The organism is Candidatus Hakubella thermalkaliphila (genome assembly GCF_013281975.1).
Classification (GTDB): Bacteria; Actinomycetota; Humimicrobiia; order Hakubellales; family Hakubellaceae; genus Hakubella; species Hakubella thermalkaliphila.
In genome coordinates this window covers 1-1061 of the sequence record NZ_BLRZ01000296.1, presented here as the reverse complement: position 1 = coordinate 1061, position 1061 = coordinate 1, and the positions used below count along the sequence as shown (strand labels likewise).

Annotated in this window: 2 protein-coding genes; both read right to left on the bottom strand. The window is 59.1% G+C overall.

Translation table 11 applies throughout. The features are described 5' to 3' along the window. Window positions 1-194: hypothetical protein (locus HW443_RS11700; RefSeq protein ID WP_176238271.1), on the bottom strand; the 194-nt coding region annotated here is incomplete at its 3' end. Between the two features lie 6 nt (window positions 195-200). Continuing rightward, window positions 201-1061, bottom strand: an 861-nt coding sequence (locus tag HW443_RS11695) for an IS66 family transposase (RefSeq protein ID WP_176238270.1), incomplete at its 5' end; no start/stop codon positions are given.

Below are 1061 nucleotides of genomic sequence, written 5' to 3'. Positions count from 1 at the left end.
TCCCGCACTTCCACCAGGGAGGCAACGGCCTGGCGCAACGCCTGGTCCTCCAGACAAAACGCCTCAGGGTTCGCCAACACCTCAAGACGCTTCGCGTTCTGAGCGAACAGAGCATTGATGCGTTCTATCCAGGTGGTGGCCCAGGGGCGAAGTCTTTTGTGGACATCGTGGATCCGGACAAAGTCACGCCGCACCTGGCTTCAGCAGAAGGCGATGCGAATCTTTCCACCCAGAGACTTGTAGACTACATAGCGGTCGGCGTTGATAATCCCTTCTGCCTCTTCGCCCAGATGGTTCTGAGGGACTTTGGCCGAGCGGGTTGGTTCCAGGAGATAGGCACAGGTATCGGGCGGGACAACGACCCACAACCACCAGCGATAGCCAACTTTGCCTTCCATCTCGGCAAAGACCATCCCGCGCCTCTCGTCCCTGTGCCAGTGGTCTGCTGCGCGACTTCGCTCAAGGATGCCCGCATAAAGCGGTTGGCGAAGCTCTCCGATTCGTTTCAGACCCCCGGTGAGGGTCCCTTGAGAGACAGAGAGTCCCTCCAGCGCCAATACCTGCCGAACCCGATACAGTGGCCTTTGAAACAGGAACTTCTCCAGGAGAAGATGAACCCAGAAGCTGCAGGAAAACATACCTTTGGGGATGAGCTTGGGGACAGGCGGCGCTGTCATGATGCCCGGGACAGCCCGGCAATTACAAGTCGGGCGGTAACGGGTCCGTTTATGAATGTGTCGCCCCAGGCGGACTTCCCAGTGAATCTCCTTGGAATCCTCACTGCCGGGAAAGACGGAGCAGGGCTTCCCGCAGCGCGGGCAACACTGCTCTGCTTTGGGCAGCTCATGAAGGATCTCTTCTGTGGGAAGCCCGCTGCGACGCCTGCGGCCATAGCCCTTGGAACCGGGTTGTTTACCGCGGTTGTTTTTACTCTCGGAGGTGGCCTCAGAGGCGTTGCAGGCTTCCTGGTCACCGTCGTGGTTTTCAGGGACCAGGTCCTTCGTCTGCTCGGACTTGCGGCCGAACATCTGCTGCTGCAGCTGAGCGACCTTGGCTTTCAG